At 34.2% G+C, this 23,093-nt stretch carries 25 protein-coding genes and 1 pseudogene; 23 read left to right on the forward strand and 3 right to left on the reverse strand.

The window, feature by feature from the left end:
- From INT04_RS11240 to INT04_RS11320, 17 genes and pseudogenes are all read left to right on the forward strand, one after another.
- Nucleotides 1-461, forward strand: a pseudogene (locus INT04_RS11240) (adhesin); the annotation flags it as partial.
- Nucleotides 461-913, forward strand: coding sequence for a hypothetical protein (locus INT04_RS11245; RefSeq protein WP_193016227.1), 453 nt, complete (start codon nt 461-463; stop codon nt 911-913). The pseudogene INT04_RS11240 and the gene INT04_RS11245, both read left to right, overlap by 1 nt.
- A gap of 52 nt (nt 914-965) precedes the next feature.
- Nucleotides 966-1,130 (forward strand): PAAR domain-containing protein, encoded by a 165-nt coding sequence (locus INT04_RS11250; protein WP_319022969.1) that lies wholly within the window; start codon nt 966-968, stop codon nt 1,128-1,130.
- Nucleotides 1,130-1,759 carry a hypothetical protein gene (locus tag INT04_RS11255; RefSeq protein ID WP_193016228.1) on the forward strand — a complete coding sequence of 210 codons (630 nt, stop codon included), beginning with the start codon at nt 1,130-1,132 and terminating at the stop codon, nt 1,757-1,759. Before INT04_RS11250 ends, INT04_RS11255 begins: the two co-directional genes overlap by 1 nt.
- A 309-nt stretch (nt 1,760-2,068) precedes the next feature.
- A complete protein-coding gene (locus INT04_RS11260) occupies nt 2,069-3,007 on the forward strand; it encodes a hypothetical protein (RefSeq protein ID WP_193016229.1) in 939 nt (312 codons plus the stop codon).
- The gene (locus INT04_RS11265) at nt 3,000-3,269 is read left to right on the forward strand and encodes a PAAR domain-containing protein (protein WP_193016230.1); all 270 of its coding nucleotides are present in this window, start codon (nt 3,000-3,002) and stop codon (nt 3,267-3,269) included. The genes INT04_RS11260 and INT04_RS11265 overlap by 8 nt, the downstream gene beginning before the upstream one ends.
- Nucleotides 3,269-4,060 (forward strand): hypothetical protein, encoded by a 792-nt coding sequence (locus tag INT04_RS11270; RefSeq protein ID WP_193016231.1) that lies wholly within the window; start codon nt 3,269-3,271, stop codon nt 4,058-4,060. Before INT04_RS11265 ends, INT04_RS11270 begins: the two co-directional genes overlap by 1 nt.
- A gap of 136 nt (nt 4,061-4,196) precedes the next feature.
- Nucleotides 4,197-5,150 (forward strand): hypothetical protein, encoded by a 954-nt coding sequence (locus INT04_RS11275; protein ID WP_193016232.1) that lies wholly within the window; start codon nt 4,197-4,199, stop codon nt 5,148-5,150.
- Between the two features lie 49 nt (nt 5,151-5,199).
- On the forward strand, nt 5,200-5,469 hold the full coding sequence (locus tag INT04_RS11280) for a PAAR domain-containing protein (RefSeq protein ID WP_088493597.1): 270 nt from the start codon (nt 5,200-5,202) through the stop codon (nt 5,467-5,469).
- A 23-nt stretch (nt 5,470-5,492) separates the two neighbouring features.
- Nucleotides 5,493-6,419: a hypothetical protein gene (locus INT04_RS11285; protein ID WP_193016233.1), complete on the forward strand. Its 927-nt coding sequence runs from the start codon at nt 5,493-5,495 to the stop codon at nt 6,417-6,419.
- The gene (locus INT04_RS11290; protein WP_193016234.1) at nt 6,412-6,681 is read left to right on the forward strand and encodes a PAAR domain-containing protein; all 270 of its coding nucleotides are present in this window, start codon (nt 6,412-6,414) and stop codon (nt 6,679-6,681) included. The genes INT04_RS11285 and INT04_RS11290 overlap by 8 nt, the downstream gene beginning before the upstream one ends.
- Nucleotides 6,681-7,469 carry a hypothetical protein gene (locus tag INT04_RS11295; RefSeq protein ID WP_193016235.1) on the forward strand — a complete coding sequence of 263 codons (789 nt, stop codon included), beginning with the start codon at nt 6,681-6,683 and terminating at the stop codon, nt 7,467-7,469. Before INT04_RS11290 ends, INT04_RS11295 begins: the two co-directional genes overlap by 1 nt.
- A gap of 448 nt (nt 7,470-7,917) precedes the next feature.
- Nucleotides 7,918-8,256 carry a hypothetical protein gene (locus tag INT04_RS11300; RefSeq protein ID WP_193016236.1) on the forward strand — a complete coding sequence of 113 codons (339 nt, stop codon included), beginning with the start codon at nt 7,918-7,920 and terminating at the stop codon, nt 8,254-8,256.
- Between the two features lie 69 nt (nt 8,257-8,325).
- Nucleotides 8,326-8,730 carry a hypothetical protein gene (locus INT04_RS11305; protein WP_193016237.1) on the forward strand — a complete coding sequence of 135 codons (405 nt, stop codon included), beginning with the start codon at nt 8,326-8,328 and terminating at the stop codon, nt 8,728-8,730.
- Nucleotides 8,727-9,665 carry a hypothetical protein gene (locus tag INT04_RS11310; protein WP_193016238.1) on the forward strand — a complete coding sequence of 313 codons (939 nt, stop codon included), beginning with the start codon at nt 8,727-8,729 and terminating at the stop codon, nt 9,663-9,665. Before INT04_RS11305 ends, INT04_RS11310 begins: the two co-directional genes overlap by 4 nt.
- Before the next feature lie 96 nt (nt 9,666-9,761).
- Nucleotides 9,762-10,013, forward strand: coding sequence for a hypothetical protein (locus INT04_RS11315; RefSeq protein ID WP_193016239.1), 252 nt, complete (start codon nt 9,762-9,764; stop codon nt 10,011-10,013).
- Between the two features lie 423 nt (nt 10,014-10,436).
- A complete protein-coding gene (locus INT04_RS11320) occupies nt 10,437-10,706 on the forward strand; it encodes a PAAR domain-containing protein (protein ID WP_193016240.1) in 270 nt (89 codons plus the stop codon).
- 61 nt (nt 10,707-10,767) lie between these two features.
- Here the strand turns inward: INT04_RS11320 and btuF are convergent, their stop codons facing one another.
- Both btuF and mtnN read right to left on the reverse strand, forming a co-directional pair.
- Entirely contained in the window at nt 10,768-11,595 is an 828-nt protein-coding gene (btuF, locus tag INT04_RS11325; protein ID WP_193016241.1) for a vitamin B12 ABC transporter substrate-binding protein BtuF, read from the reverse strand.
- 104 nt (nt 11,596-11,699) lie between these two features.
- On the reverse strand, nt 11,700-12,395 hold the full coding sequence (mtnN, locus tag INT04_RS11330) for a 5'-methylthioadenosine/S-adenosylhomocysteine nucleosidase (protein WP_193016242.1): 696 nt from the start codon (nt 12,393-12,395) through the stop codon (nt 11,700-11,702).
- Between the two features lie 115 nt (nt 12,396-12,510).
- Here mtnN and dgt point away from each other — a divergent pair, with 115 nt between their 5' ends.
- From dgt to INT04_RS11350, 4 genes are all read left to right on the forward strand, one after another.
- Nucleotides 12,511-14,019 carry a dGTPase gene (gene dgt, locus INT04_RS11335; protein WP_193016243.1) on the forward strand — a complete coding sequence of 503 codons (1,509 nt, stop codon included), beginning with the start codon at nt 12,511-12,513 and terminating at the stop codon, nt 14,017-14,019.
- A 389-nt stretch (nt 14,020-14,408) separates the two neighbouring features.
- A complete protein-coding gene (rlmD, locus tag INT04_RS11340; RefSeq protein WP_193016244.1) occupies nt 14,409-15,734 on the forward strand; it encodes a 23S rRNA (uracil(1939)-C(5))-methyltransferase RlmD in 1,326 nt (441 codons plus the stop codon).
- 71 nt (nt 15,735-15,805) lie between these two features.
- Entirely contained in the window at nt 15,806-18,043 is a 2,238-nt protein-coding gene (gene relA, locus INT04_RS11345) for a GTP diphosphokinase (protein WP_193016245.1), read from the forward strand.
- Between the two features lie 149 nt (nt 18,044-18,192).
- On the forward strand, nt 18,193-18,531 hold the full coding sequence (locus INT04_RS11350) for a colicin E1 family microcin immunity protein (RefSeq protein WP_193016246.1): 339 nt from the start codon (nt 18,193-18,195) through the stop codon (nt 18,529-18,531).
- 23 nt (nt 18,532-18,554) lie between these two features.
- Here INT04_RS11350 and INT04_RS11355 read toward each other — a convergent pair whose 3' ends face one another.
- The gene (locus INT04_RS11355) at nt 18,555-19,829 is read right to left on the reverse strand and encodes a colicin-like pore-forming protein (RefSeq protein ID WP_226894081.1); all 1,275 of its coding nucleotides are present in this window, start codon (nt 19,827-19,829) and stop codon (nt 18,555-18,557) included.
- Between the two features lie 268 nt (nt 19,830-20,097).
- On the opposite strand from INT04_RS11355, the gene mazG reads away from it, so the two are divergent.
- Nucleotides 20,098-20,895 (forward strand): nucleoside triphosphate pyrophosphohydrolase, encoded by a 798-nt coding sequence (gene mazG, locus INT04_RS11360; RefSeq protein ID WP_193016247.1) that lies wholly within the window; start codon nt 20,098-20,100, stop codon nt 20,893-20,895.
- Between the two features lie 512 nt (nt 20,896-21,407).
- Nucleotides 21,408-23,045, forward strand: coding sequence for a glutamine hydrolyzing CTP synthase (gene pyrG / locus INT04_RS11365; protein WP_193016248.1), 1,638 nt, complete (start codon nt 21,408-21,410; stop codon nt 23,043-23,045).
- Nucleotides 23,046-23,093: the final 48 nt, after the last annotated feature.

Raw genomic sequence — 23,093 nt, forward strand, 5'->3', positions numbered from 1 at the left:
GAGATTTTATTTTTATTACTCCAATTGCAAATGTACCTGCAATTTATGTGTATTTAAGTGAGGAATTTAAAGGAATGTCTCGGCCTATGAGAGATATTAATGTTGATTACCCTCCAAGTCAGATTATTATTGATAAAATGAAAGAACCTAAATTTCAGAATTGGGCCAATGATACCCATTCAACAGATTGCTCAGATATAGCGGCCAGCTTATTGAATATGGGTGAAGGAAATGGATATATTCTTGAAGCTAGACCAAGATTACGAGGTAATTTAAATGTGTATGAAAGTGGTATCATTGAACGAAATATGGAGTTTCATCAAGTATACACAGACGGAAAATATGTTTATGATCCTAGAGTTACTATTAATCCAATACCAAAGGGTGACTGGGAACAACACATAAAAGGTATTAACCCAGATGGAATTATTATTTCAGATAAATATAAAGGATTAAAATAATGGATATTAATGATGGTTCAATATTATTAAATTTCATATCTAAGCTGGATGAGCTTGAATGGAAAAAGTATCAACAGCGTTATCCATACACATTAATAGATAATCAATTAAAAAAAGTAGATCATTCATCATATCCTCCATTTACTAGCTTTAGATTTAAAAATGAGAATTTAAAAGTTATAAATATGCTAAAGCAAGCAATAAATAGTTATCAAGGTGATGTCGAATGGGTTTTAACTTCAACGAAAAGAGAATATAGAGATGGTTTAAATCATTGTATTTTAACAAAATATGTTCATGATATGAAAGAAGGTATGAAAAAAACAAATAAAATAAATATTCCTATAGATTCATATATATCGGAAATTATGCCTCAATTCGGTCCAGTTGCGTATAATGATTTAATTAACTTAGCTAAACATATTGAATGTTTTTTTATTAATTATAATTAGCGCATTATCGTTGTATTAGAGGATAAAGATTTATCATGAAGAAATTCATAAAATTGCCTGTTTACGCTATGACGTCTATTGCCCTGCTTGTCAGCAAAAAGGCAAAATTATTGAGGGAGATACCATGATGAAAATAAACACTATTCCCGTCGCGTTAGAAGGACATAAAGTGCAATGCGGCTGTTTAAAGGGTTGTGTATTGGTGGCGATAGAATAATGAGTAGATATGCTGTCAATAAACTATTTTTTTTCTATATTTCTGTTATAAGTTTATTTTTAACTGGGTGCAATATATTACCCCAAAAAATAGATAGAACATTTTCCCCTCCTGAAAATGGTAGAACAGTAAAAATTACCGTCGGCGTACCCGATGTCGCTGAGCTTTCACCAATGAAGGTTATGTATCGTTCAAACCTTTGCCGAAAAACATATAATAATAATGAAGTGCCTACATATACTGTTTCTGGTTTTAATAGTGAAATGGTTTTGTTAGAAAAAGAAGGTAATAGTTCATTATATAGTGCAGTAATCCCTTATAGAGGAGGTGGGAAATGTGATTGGCAATTAAGTAATGTCACGTTGAAAATGGTATTAAAACATAATGATAATTTTTATAAGGATATTAACAAGATTGTAGGAAGTGGTGTTATTATCATTTTTGATAATAATCAACCTCAACGAATAGGAAAGAAACCTGTTAATAAAAAAGGTGATTTTGATATTATATCTGATTATTTTCCTTGGATTGATACACCTTTTAAAAATGATAAGAACATTAGCTTATGGTTATATGGCGAAGAGCTTTATCTTTATTATAAATCTCGCAATGCTCAAAAAATCACCTGAAAACCCATCATTCATACCGATATAGTCGTTTACTCTGAATATCCAGCAGAGCGTAAAACTGAAGGTATAAGTACAATATATTCTTATCCAGATAACACAAAAAAATCAAATAGAGATGGAAAGCCAGACTATAAGAAACTAATTTCATTAATTAAGTAATCAAATTAAAATTTGAAACATGCGTAGCACAATCCAAGGACGAAAAATCATTTTAAAAAATAATACCACTAATATAAAAATAACGATATTAAATATTTTTTAAAGTCACATTGTATTGGATGGTTTGGAATATTTAGATAAGGATTTCAGATGAGTATATTACTTAACCCAGAAAAAAAAGCACACCGTTTAAAACCTGTACCATTAGGAGAACAAGGTGAGCGTTATAATGAAGATTTACCCATGACTGAATTAGATTTCTTGGATATAGTAGAAGAAAGACAATGTAGATTAATTAATACTGATTTAAGACGACGAGATGGATTTTCTTTTCCGGGATTTCTTTCAGGATTAGCTGTATTCACTATAGTTTTTCATTTTTTTATTACCACTATAGGCAGCGGATATACTACTTTCAAAAGTCGATTATTATCTTATAGCTCAGAATATAAAGAACTATTTGAAGATCCAGAACAGATATATAAAGTTCCATCTTTTGTTATTGATTATTATGCACCTTTTTTCCATTATAAGGATTTCACTCTATTCGATTATTTTTTAAATTATTTTAATGGCTACGTTACAAATGAGCCTTATATGGATTTATTCTTTTTTTCCTTTATGTTAATTCCTGCTTTTCTTGCTATTGTTGTTGGGGCATATCAATCTTTCTTTTTAAAACCACGTTCTTTAGTTTTTAATCGTGAGTTAAATCTTGTCTATACATGGCATCATAATAAAGTTTATGTGGCTCGATACCCTGAAATCGGCGTGGGAAAAATTCGGCAGTCTCTTGCGCTTCAATTATTTGGTTTTGATGATAAAAAACAACAACTGATTACAGAACTTTTTTTCCCGAATGTTTATGTATTGTCCGTTTATGGCACGAGTACGGAATATCACGATTTACGTTTTATGAATTTTATAAATACTTATATGCGTGAAGGTCGTGATGCACTCATTTCAACTAATTATTATCGTAAGAAACCCAAACTTTATTTTGGTAAAAACCCACTCCCTGCTGATTTTGAGCAACAAGTAAGTCGTATTTTAGCTGAAATCGATAAAAAGAAAGTAAAAAATGCGTAGCACAATCCAAGGACGAAAAATCATTTTAAAAAATGATACCACCAATACTAAAGGAACCGTATTAAGCGGTTCTTTATTAGCAAAGCAAACACATGAAATTGCCTGTTTAGGTGATGAAGTCTATTGCCCTGCTTGTCAGCAAAAAGGCAAAATAATCGAGGGGGATACTATGATGAAAATAAACAATACTCCCGTCGCGTTAGAGGGGCATAAAGTGCAATGCGGTTGTTTAAATGGCTGTGTATTAGTGGCAATAGAATAATGAATAAATACGTTATCGATAAGCTATTTCTTTTATCTATCGCGGTGATGGGTTTACTTTTAACTGGATGCAATATATTAACGCCCCAAATAGACAGGACATTCTCCCCTCCTGAAAATGGTAGAACAGTAAAAATTATCGTCGACGTACCCGATGTCGCTGAGCTTTCACCGATGAAGGTTATGTACCGTTCAAATCTTTGCCGAAAAACATATAATAATAATGAAGTGCCTACATATACTGTTTCTGGTTTTAATAGTGAGATAGTTTTGTTAGGAAAAGAAGGTAATAGCTCATTATATAGTGCAGAAATCCCTTATAGAGGAGGTGGGAAATGTGATTGGCAATTAAGTAATGTCACGTTAAGAATGGCATTAAAACATAATGATAATTTTTATAAAGATATTAACAAGATAGTAGGAAGTGGTGTTATTATCATTTTTGATAATAATCAACCTCAACGAATAGGAAAGAAACCTGTTAATAAAAAAGGTGATTTTGATATTATATCTGATTATTTTCCTTGGATTGATACACCTTTTAAAAATGATAAGAACATTAGCTTATGGTTATATGGCGAAGAGCTTTATCTTTATTATAAATCTCGCGATGCTCAGAAAATCACCTGGAAACCCATCATTCATACCGATATAACCGTTTACTCTGAATACCCAGCAGAGCGTAGAACTGAAGGCATAAGTACAATATATTCTTATCCAGATGGCACAAAAAAATCAAATAGAGATGGAAAGCCAGATTATAAAAAATTACTTTCCTTAATTAAAGAATAATTTTTAAAATTAAAAATAGAAAAATATGTAGCACAATTCAAGGACGAAAAATTATATTAAAAAATGATACCAACAATACAAAAGGAACCGTATTAAGCGGTTCTTTATTGATAATTAATATAGATTGATATCCACGATGGAACAAAAACACAAACTCAGTGATCACTGTGAATCACTATTACAAACAGAAACATCAAAAATGACTCAATATCAAGCTGGTGCGCTTGATTTTGTGGAAAAAATAGATAATTTACGATTAGTCATACGCCATGCTTTTTCTAATGGCAGGACTATGTTAGCGATCCCTTTTGTTATCGGTTTACTTTGGGCTTTCAGCTATGGCGTTAAAACAATTTATATTGATCCTTGGAAGCAAACTGAAAAAAGATTTCTAAATAGTTTAGAATATAAAAGAAGTTTAATAAGCGAGCAGTTTTTTATTTCAAAAAAAAGAGAAATAAAAGAGTCTTATGAAGATATTTATATAAAAAATGGCCACCTCTCTTTTTTTGATTTTTGGCATTATAATTACTATAACAATGACTTTCTATACAAAAAAAGTATTGCTCTTGAATTATTCTTATCTTTAGCCCCTCTATTATGTTCATTACCAATGATCTATTTTGGATTTATTGCAAGAAATCGACCTTATCTAATATGTGACCGAGAAAAACAATTATTTTATACTTGGGATATGAAAATGAATGTTTATGTTGCTAAATATTCTCAAATCAATTTTTCAGATATGAAACCAACATTAGCACTTATTTTATATCGAGTTGATGAAACTAATAAGTTGATAGAACATAAATATTATCCAAACTTAACGATGTTTAGTTTTTTAGGCGGTGGAAGTAGTAATGATAAAGCATGGGGATTAGGATATATCACCAAATATTTATTTTATGGATTAGCACCTTTGATTGAAGGTAAGTACACAAGAAAAAAATATTCTATTTTTAGAGAAGCGCCTATTCCCAAAGATCTTGATAAACAAATAGAACAACAAGTTGTTTTGGTTGATAAAGAGCTGCCACCTTGTAAAGAAATAGAAGATAAATTATCGGAAGCAATTAAGCATTCTATTTAGATTTTTTAGCTAAGTTTGCTGTTAATAATTTATAAAAGGATATATAAACATGCGTAGCACAATTCAAGGACGAAAAATCATTTTAAAAAATGATACCACCAATACTAAAGGAACCGTATTAAGCGGTTCTTTACTAGCAAAGCAAACTCATGAAATTGCCTGTTTAGGCGATGAAGTTTATTGCCCTGCTTGTCAGCAAAAAGGCAAGATAATTGAGGGAGATACCATGATGAAAATAAACAATATCCCTGTCGCGTTAGAAGGGCATAAAGTGCAATGCGGCTGTTTAAAGGGTTGTGTATTGGTGGCTATTGAGTAATTAATCATTTTTATGGAAAGATAATGGCAAGTTTATTTAGTGGTACAAATCATCCTCATAAAATAGAAATGAATCTTTTTAAGGAAGATAATGATAATTATAATTCAAATGTTAAGTTAAAAGACTTTGAGTTTTTAAACGAATTGACTGAAGATAAATGTGAAATTGATTCACCTAATAGAAATCTTATCAAGAATATAGCTATTCCTATTTTTATTGTGCTTTTTTTTAGTTTTATTTACTTATTACATGATAAATGTGAACGAATTTATTATGGAACAATAAGATTTGAAGAAAGTGTGAAAATATATGAGAAAGATTATGATAAAGAATATTCTGTAGTTAGCAATAGTTGGAAAGAAATATATGATGCATACAAGCCATATTTTAACCAAAAAGTTACTTATTGGGATTACCTAAAAGCGTATTATTCTGGTGATTTTTATCAAGGAACTAAAAATTCCATCTATCAAGATATCGCATTATTTTCTATGCCATTAATTGGAATGATATTAATGGGGCTAATTATTTTTTATATGCCTTGGGTGGTATTAAAAGTAGATAGAAAACGGCAAATTCTTTATGTCTGGAATTCCAGACAGTTATTAGTGACACGTTATTGTGATGCTGAATTTGGTTATGCAGGTACATTAATGTTCTTAAAACTTTATTGTCTTGATAAAAAAACAGGACAATTAATAGAAGGCTATTTTAAACCCAATATTTCATACTCAACCGGTCTTTTAGTGAGTAGAACGGCTGAAAATAAGCATTTTGTGACTTTTATTAATACGTTCATGAAAGATGGTCGAGATGCAATTAGCCAGACTAATTATAGTCGAAGAAAACCGCTATTTTGGTTTAATAAAAACCCACTCCCTGCTGATTTTGAGCAACAAGTAAGTCGTATTTTAGCTGAAATCGATAAAAAGAAAGTAAAAAATGCGTAGCACAATCCAAGGACGAAAAATCATTTTAAAAAATGATACCACCAATACTAAAGGAACCGTATTAAGCGGTTCTTTATTAGCAAAGCAAACACATGAAATTGCCTGTTTAGGCGATGAAGTCTATTGCCCTGCTTGTCAGCAAAAAGGCAAAATAATAGAAGGGGATACCATGATGAAAATAAACACTATTCCCGTCGCGTTAGAAGGACATAAAGTGCAATGCGGTTGCTTAACGGGTTGTGTATTAGTGGCAATAGAATAATGAATAAATACGTTATCGATAAGCTATTTCTTTTATCTATCGCAGTGATGGGTTTACTTTTAACTGGCTGTAATATATTAACGCCCCAAATAGACAGGACATTCTCCCCTCCTGAAAATGGTAGAACAGTAAAAATCACAGTTGATGTACCCGATGTTGCTGAGCTTTCACCAATGAAGGTTATGTATCGTTCAAACCTTTGCCGAAAAACATATAATAATAATGAAGTGCCTATATATACTGTTTCTGGTTTTAATAGTGAAATGGTTTTGTTAGAAAAAGAAGGTAATAGTTCATTATATAGTGCGGAGATCCCTTATAGAGGAGGCGGAAAGTGTGATTGGAAATTAAGTAATGTCACGTTAAGAATGGTATTAAAACATAATGATAATTTTTATAAAGATATTAACAAGATAGTAGAAAGTGGTGTTATTATCATTTTTGATAATAATCAACCTCAACGAATAGGAAAGAAACCTGTTAATAAAAAAGGTGATTTTGATATTATATCTGATTATTTTCCTTGGATTGATACACCTTTTAAAAATGATAAGAACATTAGCTTATGGTTATATGGCGAAGAGCTTTATCTTTATTATAAATCTCGCGATGCTCAGAAAATCACCTGGAAACCCATCATTCATACCGATATAACCGTTTACTCTGAATACCCAGCAGAGCGTAAAAATGAAGGTATAAGTACAATATATTCTTATCCAGATGGCACAAAAAAATCAAATAGAGATGGAAAGCCAGATTATAAGAAACTAATTTCATTAATTAAGTAATCAAATTAAAAATTGAAACATGCGTAGCTCAATCCAAGGACGAAAAATCATTTTAAAAAATGATACCACCAATACCAAAGGAACCGTATTAAGCGGTTCTTTATTAGCGACATAAACTCAATGAAATATCTTGACTAAAAAACAGGTGAGACTAAAGGCTTTGTCACAACCTATCATGCCATGAATATGTTTATGTGCTTTGGTAAAAAAGTCAAAACTCAAGTAATAACAAGTGGAGTAAGCACGAGTTTAGGGACTGCGATTTCTGTAAATTCAATTACGGGTGAACCTCAAATTATGGATATTAATAAATAAAAATATAAAGGATTATATTTATGGCGAATAAGCCAAGACCTATCAAATATGATGAGACTCACTCGATTAATGTCAGTGTCACAAATAAAGATGAAATAAAAAATTAGGTGATGTTAATATTACTCAATTTAAAATGGTAGGAAAAACATTTCAAACGCATTTTGATGATACAATTGTCACTTGTTTTGGTCCTAAAGCGGATGGCTCATGTATTTTACGTATTCAAGGTAAACCCAAGGGAAGTACGCATCGAGTGACTGGACACATAGAGATTAATTTAAAATCACATCATGATCTTAATAAGCTACTACAGTCCAATCTTTTTTATGATGGTGTCGCATCATTAAAGTTGGCTCACTTTGTTGGGTATGTGGGTGAAATCCACGTTATTAATGAAATTAAAAAGGGAACCTTATTTGATAAATTGTTTTTAAAAACAAGAAGTGGAAAGGCACTGCTTATAAATAAATAGCCAATCCTTATAAAGGATAATAAAGAGGTATTTCATCCTTTATATGGTAAAAGCTTTGATCCTGAAAAAATGATAGCATTACAAAATAAAAAAGGACAAGGAATAGATTTGATTTGTAAGATAGAGCCAACTCCCCCTCCGCCGGATTGGGTGACTTTTGAAATAAAAACAGTGATGAAAGATAAATTTGGTGCTAATTCAACACCCACAGGAGGAGCAGCCAGTGATTTACAAAAAGATTATATACGAAATTTAAGAAAGCATATTCAATTATCCCAAGATTCTATACTTGATGGGATTAATGAATATAAATTAGACATAAAGAAAAGAATTCTATTGAATAAAATAGAGAATGATGTCAAAAAAGGAAGTATTAGTGGTTTCAAATTGACTGTGGGAGTAGATAATAAATTTAATGTTTCCAGTAATGAAAAATATGATTCTTTCTATATACTTGAGGAGTTAAATAAATGAGTCGTGCAAACCGAGTGATAAATTATGTTGAAAAAATAGTCAGTGGAACTATTCGTGATATTATTGATATTAATAATCTTATTAATGAAGACTTTTATGAAATTATTAGTGAATTAGATTCAAATAATAAGGATAGGTATATTGATTATATATCTACTATTAACTTTAATTCATCGGGTATTGCCCTTATTTACATAATTCAAACTTATAGGAGAAAAAATGAGATTTCTTATTCTCTAGAACGTTTTCTGTATCATAAAAATTTATGCTTTATATCAGGTTATTTTGATCAATTTGAAAGAGATAAGAATTTTTTTGATCTTGCAGAACAAGGTGAAATCTTATTAATGAATTTTGCTTGTAATTATTTTAAGTCTAGCCAACTTTGTTACAATAAAATAATAGAAAATATTCAATCAGGTAAAATGGCAAACTCGCTCCCTATGTATACACGCCCTCAAAAGTTAGGCGTATTAGCGATTGAAATGTTAGCCAGTGAAAAAAAAGAAACCATTGATTGGGAAAGTGCGGGTATTCCGATTGATCCTTTCTACCAACGCTTTTGCCAAGAAGCCCTCTATTGTGAAAATGACGAAATTCTAATTCCATGGCTGATAGAATTATGTGATAAACATATTCAGTGGTCAGCATTATTTCGAAATAATGAAAATGAACAAAGTGCAACCAGTTATGAAATTGATATGGAAATACTCATTGCTTGGCCTTTTGAATATCAAGCAGTAAAAAATTTTCGTGCTCGCCATGGCTTAAGTACCCCCATAATCGATCATCCATTATTAAAAACACCGATGGCTATCGATCATCGTCCTGATATGGTGGGTTGGTTAGAGACTATGCCTGAAATTTATCATCAAATTACGAATGATTTAATTAAAATAAATCCAGAGCTAAAAGTCATTCATACATTATTTTAGTTTTGATTAAAATTAAACTCAGGCTTTGGTTATAAAATGATACTGACAGCAAAAAGCAAACAGATAATTAAGGACAACATTCTTCAGGAATTTTATATGGAAGCAATAGAATTTCTTGAAGATGAGCATAAATTAGTGTTGGATTATTATAATATTAAGCCTAAATCATTATTAGAGGTTGTAAAAAATAATTATCACTATTTTGATAAACAACATCGTACCAGCCAATACTTATGTGTTTTTCAAACTGTATTAATGGTTTATTTTGGTCAATTTTATAAAAAATCTTTTTTTTATAAAGAATTAGAAATAAATATGGATAATGTCATTGTTCATAAAAATAAATAGAGCCAATCTTGGCTACAAGAAAAAATCAACCTGAAAAAAGATTTCATACTAAATGAAAATACTGATTATTTTATTGAGGATGTTAAAAATAGTTACTTTTATATTAGTACCGGACAATCAACTTTAGAGAAAGAGATTGATAAGTTTGTTTTTAAAGATCCTCTTTGTCGATTTAAAGAATCGCAAAAGGAAAAAAAACTATTTATTAACAATGCTATTAAAAATATTCAACCTTTATCTATAAACAAAAGTGCTATTACTTATCTCTGTATAATAGCTCAATATATTGATGAGTTAGGTTGTTTTCAAGATATATTACGGCCAAAGTGGTACGGAAAATTAGATTTTCCAGAACTTATTCCTTGGCAGTTTGGAATAACCTTAGGAAATTAATTAATACTTGTAATAAAGAGAAATCTAAACATGCGTAGCACAATTCAAGGACGAAAAATCATTTTAAAAAATGATACTACCAATACTAAAGGAACCGTATTAAGCGGTTCTTTATTAGCAAAGCAAACACATGAAATTGCCTGTTTAGGCGATGATGTCTATTGCCCTGCTTGTCAGCAAAAAGGCAAAATAATCGAAGGGGATACCATGATGAAAATAAGCAATATTCCCGTCGCGTTAGAAGGACATAAAGTGCAATGCGGTTGTTTAAAGGGTTGTGTATTAGTGGCGGTGGAGTAATCAATATAAATTAGCAACTCAGTAAGTTATTTTTTTCATTTATATCTATCAATGATAGAAGTTAGTGACTTTTTGCTATTGCCTCACAAACTTGCTGTGCTGCATTTATAATGCGCGGTGCAGGTCGGCTAAAACTGTCTTCATCAATAGCAATAACGGGTACAGTGAGTTGAGGTTGCCAAAATGCTTGTACTGTAGGTATTTGATCTGCTTTACCACTGAATATAATCAAATCAGGTTGCTTTGTGAGTACTTGCTCACGACTTACTTGAGGCCATGCTACAGGGCTATTAGCGAAGATATTTTCACCGCCACAAAGTTCACTAATATGGCTTTGTAATGTACTGTTTGATGTAGTAAATAACGGCTGCATCCCAAATTGAATAAACACTTTTTTCTTGGGTTGATTCGATATAGTTGATGCATATTGCTGTTGTAACACTTGATATTGTTGACGCAATTGTTGGGCATTTTTTAATGCAATATCAGGATGATGGCTATAATTGGAAAGAGTAACGAGATCGTCTGCGATTTCTTCAATACTTTGTGGATCAGAATAAATAATAGAAATACCTAAAGCTTTTAACTGATCTAAGGGGCGTTGTGGATTACCACCTCGCCATGCAATCACTAAATCAGGTTTTAATAATAGAATGCGCTCGATATTAATCCCCTGCCAATTGGCGACTTGTTCAATACTTTTTGCATTCTCTGGATAATCAGAGTAAGCACTAACTCCGACAATATTATCCCCCATACCTGCGGCATAGGCCATTTCAGTGGCTGATGGTGATAGCGTAATCACACGATCAGCAGGCGTGGTAGCAATAGCAAAGTTTAGCCAAAATAATGAACAGAGTAATAATCCAAGATTGATAAATAAACGCATTACTTTTCCAATAATAAAAAATACCCACCTATTTTTTATCTTAGAATAAACAAAAAATAAAGGTGGGATATTGATAAAGCGATATTAGGATTATCTCGACTTAATTAGCCGTTTAATTTATCCAACATCGCGGTCACCATTAAGCTTGATTGCTCTGCGGCAACAGATAAAAACTCATCAAAACTTAAGTGCGATTCTTTATCAGCGACATCAGAAATAGCACGAACCACAACAAATGGTGTGTTGAATTGATGGCAAACATGGCCAATCGCGGTAGATTCCATTTCCACGGCTGCAACATCTGGGAAAGTGTGGCGAATACGCGCTAAAGGTTCTGCACCATTAATAAATGCATCACCACTACAAATTAAGCCACGAACGGCATTTAATTTTAGAGATGCAATACATTCTTCAGCGATTTGAACAAGTTTGAGGTCAGCAATAAATGCAGGAGGACATTGTGCCATTTGACCTGGTTCATAACCAAATGCAGTAACGTCTGCATCGTGATAGCGTACTTCGGTTGAAATAACGATATCGCCGACATTTAATCTGGGATCTAATCCACCTGCAGAGCCCGTATTAATTACCACATCAGGGCGAAAATGCTCAAGTAATAAAGTAGTACCAATTGCCGCTGCAACTTTACCAATGCCTGATTTTAATAATGCAACATCAACACCGTTGATTGTGCCTGTATAAATTTCACAGCCACCACGAGATAAGATTTGGCAATCTTCAATTTTATCACGCAGAAGTGTGACTTCTTGCTCCATTGCACCTATTACGCCAACTCTCATTGTGTCATACTCACTTGTAGGTTAAGAATAAATAGAGTTTAGCATCTATCGGAAAAACACGATATAACACAAAAAATAGAGAATTCGTTTCATCGAAACCAGAAAGAGGACAGAAATGATCGATTTTAAGCTGAAGTTAAATTACCAACGCAAATATAACAGCAGTGATATCGATATCAACGATGAAATACAGGTTTCTCGTCAATTTGAAAGTGATCGTGGACGTATTATTAACTCTGCTGCTATTCGTCGTTTACAACAAAAAACACAAGTATTTCCCTTAGAGCAAAACTCCGCAGTCCGTAGCCGTCTTACCCATTCACTTGAAGTGCAACAAATTGGCCGTTATATCGCTAAGCAAATTATCGGTGAATTAAAAAAACAAAATAAGCTTGAAACGTATGGCTTAATTGATCGTATCGATAGTCTTGAAAGTTTAATTGAGATGGCGTGTTTAATGCACGATATAGGTAATCCCCCTTTTGGGCATTTTGGTGAAGCCGCAATTAAGCATTGGTTTCAAAAAGTATTATCGCCAGAGGCGACTACTGAGTTTGATTGTTGCCCGTTTATCCCCATGCAGTACTCGGCTAAAATGCAATTAAATGAATTAAGGCAAACCTTGCGCCAAGATTTATGTCAATTTGAAGGCAATGCTCAAGCTATTCGAATGGCACACCATCTGCTTAAATTAAATTTAACCTATGCACAAATTGGCTGTGTATTGAAATACACTCGTCCTGCTTATTGGCAAGGTGACATACCTAAAGAATATAGTTATTTAATGAAGAAACCCGGTTATTACTGGTCTGAATTAGCCTTTGTAAAAGAAGTCCAAGAAAAATTAAATATGGGTGAATTTTGTCGCTTTCCTCTGACTTATATTATGGAAGCGGCTGACGATATCTCTTATTGCATTGCAGATTTAGATGATGCTGTGGAAAAGGGGATTTTTGATATCAATCGCCTAGTTCAATTATTACGTGATGCATGGCGTGAAAATGGTAATGTGACAGAAGGTGATTTATTCGATATCACCGTGAATCGCGCTTATAAAAAAGTTGATCAAAATGAAGCTAAACGCAGTATGCAAGATCAATTCTTTATGTACTTACGTGTTTATATTACAGGTAAATTAGTGCCTTATACGGCGTATCGTTTTATAAAAAATTTGCCCCAAGTGTATGACGGGAATTTTAATTGTGCCTTACTTGAGGGAAACAGTGCGGAACATCGCTTACTAACCACATTAAAAAGTGTCGCTAAGAAATGGGTATTTAGCCATCCTGAAGTCGAAGAGCTTGAAATGAAAGGATATCGTGTGATCAGTGGATTATTAGATATCTATAAGCCCTTGCTTTTATTATCAACTGAAGATTTTTTAAGATTGCATAAATATAACGAGCATCCCCAATATGTTATTGAGACGCGTTTATATCATAAGCTTTCTGTTAAACATAAACTGGCTTATAACGAAATGTTAGAAAAGCTAAATGATATAAATACTGAAAAAGGTAAAATCTTAGAGTTTTATTATCGCACAAGATTAATTCAAGATTATATCAGCGGAATGACCGATCATTATGCTTATGAAGAATATAGAAAATTAATGGTTTGTGATTAATTTGTAAGCATAAATAGAATGGCTATCTTATTGATTGATGATATTTTTTAGACTTTTCTTAGAGATAATAAAGATTTATTAAATTACCAGAAAATAAATGTTATTAATTGTAAATGTATTCAATATAAAAGTTATATATAATATTTGTTAGTTATAGAACAATATAAAATCCATAAAACGAGTGTCTTAGGTTGTTATCATTAAAAGTTTTCCCAATTTAACAAAAATATTGCTTATATCAGTTAAGTAAATAACTTGTTCGATGTTATACTCTCTCTATGTTTTCTTCTGAAATGCATAGTCATTCATGTAACGCTGAAAAACATACAGCGTATTCTAAAACGATGTCATTTCACTGTTAATCCGTCATTGATACTTAATTTAATACTATGGTGCAGTTTTATTCCCCTAAAAAACGCTCTGTTAAAAAACAGGCGACAACGTTGGAAGTGACCGCCAGTGCATTGGATGCAAATGGTCAAGGTATTGCTCATGCTGAGGGCAAAACAATTTTTGTAAAAGGACTACTCCCACAAGAAACTGCTCGAATTCGTTTAACAGAAGAAAAACGCCAGTTTGCTAAAGGTGAAATTATTAAGCGTTTAACAACCAGTGAACAGCGCATAATGCCTTATTGTGAATATTACGAGCGTTGTGGTGGTTGTCAGCAACAACATATACCGATTACGTTACAGCGTACGACAAAAGCGGGCGTGTTATCGCACCTTATTAAGCGTGAAACAGGTGTGATGGTTTCAGCCGAGCCTGTGATTGCAGGTGCTGAATATGGTTATCGTCGTAGAGCAAGATTGGGATTGCGCTATCAACCTGAAAAAGGGTTGGTTATGGGCTTTCGTCAAGAGCGCTCTAATGACTTGGTCATGATAAAAAAATGCCCAGTATTAAAACCACCGCTAAATGATTTATTAGCCCCTCTTTGGTTGTGTCTCAAGCAATTGTCAACAGTGCGTGATCTAGGGCATGTTGAAATGGTGCTTGCGGATAATGGGCCATTGGTGATTTTACGTCATTTATCACCATTGCCTGAGTGTGATAAGCAGAGTTTGCGTGATTTCTCTCAAACTTATCAAGTTACGATGTATCTTGCAGGTGATAATAGCGAGATAGCACGATTAACTTCAATTGAGAAGGAACCCTTCTATCAAATAGAAGGTCTTAATCTACGTTTTGCACCCACTGATTTTATTCAAGTGAATGATGAAATAAACCCTAAGATGGTTACTCAAGCCATTGAGTGGCTTGATTTATCGCCAGAAGATCGAGTGTTAGATCTGTTTTGTGGTATGGGAAATTTTACCTTACCTATTGCAAAACGAGTTAGCGAAGTGGTGGGCATAGAAGGCGTGCCTGCACTGGTTGCGATGGCGAAAAAAAATGCAGAACAAAACCAACTAGGAAATGCGCATTTTTGGCATGCAGATTTATCGGCTGATTTTTCTGCGATGTCGTGGTCAAAAGAGGGCTTTAATAAAGTGTTGTTAGATCCCGCAAGAGCCGGAGCATTAGAGGTAATGTCACATATTGTGAAGTTATCCGCAGAAAAAATCGTGTATGTCTCCTGTAATCCGACCACGTTAGCCAGAGATAGTAAGATATTATTAGATTCTGGATATCAGCTAACCGGTTTAAAAATGTTGGATATGTTTCCACAAACGGGTCATCTGGAATCAATGGCACTGTTTAGTCGAAAATAAATTTAGTCGAAAATAAACAGTTAGCCAGTAAATAAGTCGCAAATAAGATTTATACCGTGTAGGGAGAGAATATGGTTGCAGTAAGAAGTGCTCACTTAACGCCTGCAGGAGAGTTTGCTGTTGATAAATGGGTCAATAGCTTGAACTTAACTCATGCCAATGCGGGTAGTGAAATCATGCAAACCTGGGAATACTGCCATCGTACAGTTCAAGGGCGTGAAGATGCCGAGCTGCTACTGTGGCGTGGTGTTGAAATGGTTGAGCTTCTTTCGACACTGAGCATGGATAAAGACAGCATGAGGGCTGCACTTCTTTTCCCTCTCGCTGAAGAAAATCTTATTGATCAGGAAATCATTACTGAACACTTTGGTGATGCCATTTGGGGCTTAGTGCGTGGTGTAATGGAGATGGACGCCATACGCCAACTAAAAGCGACGCATACCAATGAAACAAGCTCAGTTCAGGTGGATAATGTTCGCCGCATGTTGTTATCCATGGTGGAAGATTTCCGTTGTGTGGTGATTAAACTTTCAGAGCGTATTGCCCATTTACGTGAAGTGAAAGATGCCACAGAAGATGAGCGCGTACTGGCGGCCAAAGAGTGTTTTAATATTTATGCACCATTAGCCAATCGATTGGGTATTGGTCAATTAAAATGGGAATTAGAAGACTTTTGTTTCCGCTATCTTCATCCTGACGAATATAAAAAAATCGCCAGCCTGCTACATGAGCGTCGTATTGATCGTGAACAGTACATTGACAACTTTGTCAGTACGGTACGCGGTTATATGAAAGAAGAAAATGTAGAAGTTGATATCTATGGACGCCCTAAACATATCTATAGTATCTGGCGAAAAATGAAGAAAAAGAACCTCGCATTTGATGAGTTATTTGATGTAAGAGCGGTGCGTATTGTTGTTGAGCGCCTTCAAGACTGCTATGCAGCATTGGGGATTGTGCATACTCATTTCCGTCATTTACCTGATGAGTTTGATGATTATGTGGCAAATCCTAAGCCAAATGGCTATCAGTCCATTCATACCGTTGTTTTAGGGCCAGAAGGAAAAACGGTTGAAATTCAAATTCGGACTCGTCAAATGCATGAAGATGCAGAATTGGGCGTGGCTGCGCACTGGAAATACAAAGAAGGTGGAACAGGAGCTGCGCCGAAAGGTGGTACAGGCAGCTATGAAAACCGTATTGCGTGGTTACGTAAACTAATTGCATGGCAAGAAGAGATGGCTGATTCTGGCGAAATGTTGGATGAAGTTCGTAGCCAAGTTTTTGATGACAGAGTTTATGTCTTTACGCCAAAAGGTGATGTGGTTGATTTGCCAGCGGGTTCGACGCCACTTGATTTTGCTTATCATATTCACAGTGATGTGGGCCACCGCTGCATTGGCGCGAAAATCGGTGGGCGTATTGTGCCATTTAGCTATCAATTACAAATGGGTGACCAAATTGAAGTTATCACACAAAAACACCCTAACCCAAGCCGAGATTGGTTAAACCCTAATTTAGGGTATGTCACTACCAGCCGCGGTCGTGCGAAAATTCATAATTGGTTCCGTAAGCAAGATCGCGATAAAAATATCCTTGCGGGTCGTCAGATTTTAGATAATGAACTGGCGCATATGGATATCAACATGAAAGAGGCAGAGAAATTGCTGATCGCACGTTATAACGTGCATAGTGTTGATGAAGTATTAGCAGGTATTGGTGTCGGTGATATCAGAATTAACCAATTAGTGAACTTTATTCAAAGTAAATTGAATAAAGCCACTGCGGAAGATGAAGATAAAGAAGCACTTCGGACACTTGAGAGTAAAACACCAGCACCAAGGACAACGGGGGCAGGCAGCAGTATTGTTGTCGAAGGAGTGGGTAACTTAATGCATCATATTGCACGTTGTTGCCAGCCTATTCCGGGCGACAATATTGTCGGCTTTATTACTAAAGGTCGTGGTATTTCGATTCACCGAGCAGACTGTGAGCAACTTGCAGAGCTACTTTCTCATGCTCCAGAGCGTATTGTTGATGCGGTATGGGGTGAAAATTATTCTAGTGGTTACTCATTAGTGGTTCGTGTTGTTGCTAATGATCGTAGTGGATTACTACGTGATATCACGACTATTTTAGCGAATGAGAAAGTTAATGTGCTAGGCGTTAGTAGCCGTAGTGATGTGAAGCAGCAAATTGCGACAATTGACATGAATATTGAAATTTATAATCTTCAAGTATTAGGTCGCATTTTAGCAAAACTTAATCAGTTGCCTGATGTGATAGAGGCGAAACGCTTTTCTCACTAAAACATTAAAATGATAAGATGCCGAGATAACTGTTCTCGGCATTTTTTTATCTAAAAATCAGAAAAACTGTATATTTAGTTAGCGATTAAATTGCTAGGATTTATTTAAAATAAATATTATTTTAAATAAAAGGGATCTAGCAGATAAATATGAAGGTAACTAAACAATATTATATTAATAATATGTGTTGGGGATGGTTTATTGGTTTGTGTTTTTTATATCTTTCTTGGAATGATGAATTTAGATATAAAAATATTTATTTAATTATTAATATTTATGGAACTATATTTTTCCCTGTATCTAAATGGGCAGTTGAGAGTTTCTTTCTAGGATTTACGACAAGAGAATTTTGGAATCGAGGACTATTTTCAGATACAGCTGGTAAAGCTGGTGGTTTGGCTTTATATAGTTTCATCGTGTTTTTATTATCTATACCAATTACAATAATTTTTATATTATTTGTGTTAGTTAAAAGGTTGTTTTTCTAAATAAACAACCTTTAAAGTATTAATTACATACCAATCAAATTATTGGCTTTTTCAATTAAGTCGTTATCAATCAATGCTCCAATACTTGCTATGAGCAATCCATATCCTAATATACCTATGGGACCACCTAGAAGCACACTAAATGTAAATCCTGCTACAGATATAGCCGCCATTCCCGCAAATATAGTCTCTGCTTTAACAAAAAATGGACGCCAATTATCTGTTTCTGTTGCTTTTATTAACTCTATCCATAAATCTTTGACGTCAAGGGCTTTACTCACAAAAAACATACCTTTACTAAATTTTTTTAATTTTTGAGCTATATCATCGATTTTGATCGATTCCAATGCAGTCGCAATAGCTTTACGATCTTTAGCATTAATTTTCTTATTGATATCTGTCTTGTGTTTTTCGTAAGCCTTTAATGCATCATCAACGTTACGGATGGTTTTTCCTCTGGTTTGTTGGGCTAAAGATTCCGCTAATTTCCTTGCTTTATCACCATAAGCATTAAAGACTTCTTTATAAAAATCAGCCGTAAATTTTATTGAATTATGTAATTGCTTAAAATCATCGTTTGTTTGTTCTTTTTTATTTGCTTGTTGAGCTAAAATATCGGCAATTTGGAAATTGCGATGTGTAAACGTCATATTATTATGGAAATCTTGACATGCGGATTTAAAATCTTGTTCTCTAATATATTTTTGCATCTCAGGAAAGTTATTTATATTGTCTACGCCTTTATCTGCATATAAAGCATGTAAAGCTAATCGTACTGAGGGTAACCAGCGGGAATACTCCCCAAATTTTTCACCTATGTTTTGTAACATTGGGTCTGGATGAGGGCTAAAATGAATATCAAAAAGAAAACCATTTATATAGTTCATTTTTTGATAAAACATTCTACTTAGATTAATATCTGCTTCAAATATATGACTTATGCTTTCATTATTTAATGGAATGTTGTTTTCTTTCATATTCAATAATAGTAATGGAGAGCTTTTATTAAACTCGTTTGATCTATGTATTAAAGAGCGGCCATAAGGTTGCATTATTAATGCTTTTTTTAATGCTAATTCGGTTTTCTGTTTTAAGTAAGATTTACATTCATTTTTAAATTGTACGCAATTTTTTCTTCCACAAACAGGGCATTCTTGGTTTTTATCCTGCATAAAAGTATTGCAAATAATATTTGTTGCTTGATTAAATGAAAAATTATTATTAAAAGCATACTCAGGAATATAAGCACTATGTGGCGTTACAGTTAATGAACTAAATTGAATTATATTTTCACTCATTTTATTAATCCTTTGATAAAAATTAGTGTTTATAAATACGGATAAAAATGACGTATTTATATGGAGTTGAAAAGTGGATTTATAGCAAGGAGTATATTTTTAAATAACAAATTTATAGTTCAATTTAAAATGTCATTATTCTTTCAAAAAAGTTATTTTTAAGATCTTGAGCTTGAAATGATAAGATGCCGAGACAACTGTTCCGGCATTTTTTATCTAAAAATATGTTAAACAGGATAAAGCTCACTCTTATTTAAAAGGCAATATGATGTCAGAAAATCGTGAAATCTTTCGTTTATTAGAAATTATGGTGCAGTTACGTGATCCCAATACAGGATGTGAGTGGGATAAAGTGCAGACTTTTGACACTATTGCACCTTATACACTAGAAGAAACCTATGAAGTGCTAGACGCTATTGCGCGTAAAGACTTTGCTGATTTAAAAGAAGAGTTAGGCGATTTGCTTTATCAAGTCGTTTTTTATTCACGAATAGCACAAGAGCAAAAATTATTTGATTTTAATGATGTTTGTGAGGCTATTAGTCATAAGTTAGAACGCCGTCATCCTCATATTTTTGCTGCTGAAAGTGACAATAATTTAGTAACAGAAAAACATCGTTGGGAAAAACTCAAAGCACAAGAGCGTGAAGCAAAAGCACAGTTTTCATTATTAGATGATATTCCTACCGCATTACCTGCTTTAATGAAAGCTGAAAAAATTCAAAAGCGATGTGCTTCTGTTGGTTTTGATTGGAATGAGCTTGAGCCTGTTTTAGGTAAAGTTTATGAAGAAATTGATGAAGTGATGGCTGAAGTAAAAAAAGAGCCTCAAGATGCCTCTCGAATTGAAGATGAACTGGGGGATTTACTGTTTTCAGTTGTAAATTTATCGCGTCATTTAAAACAAAAACCAGAACAAGCCTTAAATCGTGCTTGCCGTAAATTTGAACAACGCTTTCGTTTTGTTGAAAAAGCACTCTCAGAAGAAGGTATAAGCATAGAAAATGCTTCATTGAAAGAGATGGAGATCGGCTGGCAGAAAGCTAAAGTACAATCGATTGAGTGAATTATGACTCGCGAATCGCCACGAGAGTGGCATTAAATGCGATAAAAATGAGGTAAGACATCACTGTTTTTTTATCTCTTTTTATAAAAAAAGGTAAAAGGCAAAATGATAAAAGGTAATTTTGTTTTTTTGTTTTTAGCTAATCCAAAATATTGCGGTTGCATTTAATTACATTAAAATTGTGACTAATATCAAAAAAATTAAAGGCATGATCATAAGCAAAAGATCTTGCTGTAAACCTGCTACACTTAATGTCGTGAAAAAAATAAAGCATCTCTTCGGTAAAAGTGATATCTTAGCTGAAAGGATTAAGCTAAAATGCTTAAGAAATATTTTCACGGGTTTAGTTTATTGAATTTTTACTGTTTTTTCGTGTTTAAACGGATAAGTGGCGTGATGAAAAAGAACTTTATACTACTAAGAATGTTTGTAGCGAAAATAAGGTTCGGGTATACTGTGTTCCCGTCCAGTTATATCCATCATCCTAATACACCTAAACTTTCAGGTTCAGCATGAAAACGAATTATATTTTTGTGACCGGCGGGGTCGTATCCTCTCTGGGTAAAGGCATTGCCGCAGCCTCTTTGGCGGCTATACTCGAAGCCCGTGGACTCAATGTCACCATGATGAAGTTGGATCCGTATATCAACGTCGATCCAGGTACCATGAGCCCAATTCAGCACGGGGAAGTCTTCGTCACTGACGATGGTGCTGAAACTGATCTCGACTTAGGGCACTATGAGCGCTTTATTCGCACTAGAATGACACGCCGTAATAACTTCACGGCAGGTCGCGTGTACTCTGAAGTATTACGTAAAGAGCGTCGTGGTGACTATCTTGGGGCAACTATTCAAGTTATTCCTCATATCACTAATGAAATCAAAGAACGCATCATCCGTGGCGGTGAAGGCCATGATGTCGTTTTAGTTGAAGTCGGCGGAACCGTTGGTGATATCGAATCTTTACCTTTCTTAGAAGCAATTCGCCAAATGGCAGCAGAAGTGGGCCGTGAGCACACATTCTATCTGCATTTAACCTTGGTGCCTTATTTAGCGGCTTCTGGTGAAGTGAAAACGAAACCTACCCAGCATTCTGTAAAAGAATTACTGTCAATCGGGATTCAACCTGATGCGTTGATTTGCCGTTCAGACCGCGTTATTCCTGCAAATGAACGTGCGAAAATTGCGCTGTTCTGTAACGTGCCAGAGAAAGCGGTTATTTCACTAAAAGATGTCGATTCTATTTATAAAATCCCTGCACTATTGAAATCTCAGGGATTAGATGATTATATCTGTAAACGATTCAGCTTAGATTGCCCAATTGCAAATCTTGCTGAATGGGAACAAGTTATTTACGAAGAAGCAAATCCTGAAGGCGAAGTGACCATTGGTATGGTGGGTAAATATGTTGAATTACCCGATGCCTATAAATCAGTGATTGAAGCATTAAAACATGGCGGTTTCAAAAGCCGTGTCGCGGTAAATATCAAATTAATTGACTCACAAGATGTTGAAACCCGTGGTGTAGAAATACTTAAAGGGTTAGATGCAATCTTAGTACCAGGTGGTTTTGGTGAGCGTGGTGTTGAGGGCAAAATTATGTCTGCTCAATATGCACGTGAAAATAAAATCCCTTACTTAGGTATTTGCTTAGGTATGCAGGTTGCTATGATTGAATTTGCACGTAATGTTGCGGGTATGGAAGGTGCAAACTCCACTGAATTTGCACCAGATTGTAAATATCCTGTCATCGCATTAATTACAGAATGGCGCGATGAAGACGGCAACATTGAAGTACGCTCAGATGACAGTGATTTAGGTGGCACGATGCGCCTTGGTGCTCAGCCTTGCCATTTAAGTGGTGATAGCTTAGTACGTACGTTGTATGGCAAAAATACCATTACAGAACGCCATCGTCACCGTTATGAAGTGAATAATCTACTATTAAAACGTATCGAAGACGCGGGTTTACGTGTCGCAGGTCGTTCAGTAGATAACAAACTGGTGGAAATTATTGAAAATCCAAACCATCCTTGGTTTGTTGCTTGTCAATTCCACCCAGAGTTTACCTCAACGCCGCGTGACGGCCATCCGTTATTTGCTGGCTTTGTGAAAGCAGCCTTTGATAACCAAAAAGGCTTGCTGAAATAGGATATATGAGAAGAGATAGGGTATCTCTTCTCGGAAATTTAACTTGTA

Origin of the sequence: Proteus sp. FME41 (assembly GCF_014897315.1) — a bacterium.
Taxonomy (GTDB): Bacteria; Pseudomonadota; Gammaproteobacteria; order Enterobacterales; family Enterobacteriaceae; genus Proteus.